Origin of the sequence: Streptococcus hyovaginalis DSM 12219, from assembly GCF_000420785.1 — a bacterium.
In the GTDB taxonomy this organism is placed as follows: domain Bacteria; phylum Bacillota; class Bacilli; order Lactobacillales; family Streptococcaceae; genus Streptococcus; species Streptococcus hyovaginalis.
In genome coordinates this window covers 1-1,834 of the sequence record NZ_ATVP01000033.1, presented here as the reverse complement: position 1 = coordinate 1,834, position 1,834 = coordinate 1, and the positions used below count along the sequence as shown (strand labels likewise).

The following is a 1,834-nucleotide window of genomic DNA, read 5'->3' as shown; positions in this document are numbered from 1 at the left end:
GCGCTAAACACGCAAACCTAGAATTTTGCGATTATCTCAGAGAAGGTCACGGTTTTTTTAATCGTGATTTTTTTTGATTTTAAAAATATGGCAGACTATTAGTATAAAATATTGAATGACTAGAGCGTAAATAAATAGGAGGAAACGGGTGTTAAAATATATCAATCACGCAGGACGTTAATCAATGTTAAAATTTAAAATTTTTTAGAAAGTAGAGTTCACAAATTCTCATCAGGAGGAAATAGAATCATTGTATAAACAGTGTAATAGAGATTTTTAATTTATTGGAAATAAGCATCTAATTCAAAAGAATAAACATTTATAAGAAAATTTAATCAATAGTTTAGGAGGAAATAATGAGTAGAATTTATAGTAGTACAGAAAGTTTAAGATAAAAACAAAAGCGTCTCAGAAGTCGTGATACGGATATAGGACGGCCAATCCACTTACACCATCAAATTGAAAAAAATAGGAACGTCGAGTCAGGGATTCCTGGTTTGGCGACAAACAAAAAAGCGTTTAAAACGTCGCTCAATAAACGTTTCGATATACCCAAATCGTTAACAAGTGGTCTTGCATCGTGGCAAGTATTTCGTCAGCGGTAAGGTAGTCACGGATAGCCTACCCAGTGCCTTTATCAAGGTATTAAAAAATAGAAAGGAGTTTTGCTAATGAGTAATAAAGCAGAACAGAGGCGCGCAAAGCGCGCCAGGGCGAAAGCCCGTAAAAAAGAGAAAAAGTCCGAGCTTTTAATAAGCGAGGACGCTCGTAAGAAACATGTTCAAAAGATGGGACAAGAGATTATCACGGCCAAATTTGTAGCCGGAAAAGGTAAAAGTCGTCATCAAGGTAAGCTAGAAGATGATATCTTCAAATATATTACATCTGAGAAAGCTTTTCGGGACGTTTCAGCAACGTGGCGTAGATTTTCTGAGTTCGTGGCCAAACATAGTGATGGGACGGATTTAAATAGCTTAGAAGACATTCTGAAATACGTTGATCTTTATATTATGGATTTAATGATTCGAGGCCGAAAGGCAGATACGTTAACCACATATAAAGCTAATCTTGGAAAAGTTTTTGGTGTCTCTACCACGTATTTTATCGAAACTCCTAAACGTGAACGTCGTAATAAAACACGTTCACGTTTAGAGGTTAAAGTAGATCATAAAATCAGTAAAGAAAAGAATGATTTTTTCGACATCTTAGGAAGTGCTACGGGTTTGCGTAAGCGTGAGCTGGAGCGATTACGTGGCACGGATCTTATCGCTAAAAAAGCTAAGAATGGACTTTACTACGTGAATATCACGAGAGGTACAAAAGGAGGACGTACGAGAGTTTCTCCCATTATGGCAAAATCTGAGGAAGAATTGGAAAAGATTTTGGCAATGTTTAAAGCAGCGGGGACAGGTGTCGTATGTAGTGGTAAATATGGAACACATCGAATTCCAAAGAACCTAGATGAACATTCACGTAGGGCAGAATATGCTAAACGTGTCTATCTTCATTATGAACGCGATCTAGACAGATTACCACGCAAAGAAAAAACATTTCTACGTAAGGAATATGCAGGTTATGTCCTGGATAAGTTCGCTGAACAAAAAGCTACTGAATACCTGGGACATAATCGTAAAGATGAATTCCGTAAGTCGTATGTCTATCGTTTATTTGAGTAAGAAAAAGAAACAGGGTCATTTTAGATCCTGTTTCTTTTTCTTTCAGGTATTGTAAATCATAGAATTCTCAAGAGTGAATCAATATATTTATCCAGGAAATCGGTTAATATGGGCTAGTATAGTTATCCCTGAAATTAAGCAATATGGACTAGTATAGT

1 protein-coding gene is annotated in these 1,834 nt (G+C 36.3%); it reads left to right on the top strand.

Features of this window, described 5'->3' with window-relative positions; genetic code table 11:
• The first annotated feature begins 671 nt into the window (after positions 1 to 671).
• Complete coding sequence (locus G574_RS0110545) at positions 672 to 1,676, top strand: hypothetical protein (protein ID WP_029692140.1); 1,005 nt, start codon at positions 672 to 674, stop codon at positions 1,674 to 1,676.
• The last annotated feature ends 158 nt before the right edge of the window (positions 1,677 to 1,834 follow it).

Coding starts and splice junctions, on each gene's coding strand:
- G574_RS0110545 (WP_029692140.1), top strand. CDS start 672: ATGAGTAATAAAGCAGAACAGAGGCGCGCAAAGCGCGCCAGGGCGAAA.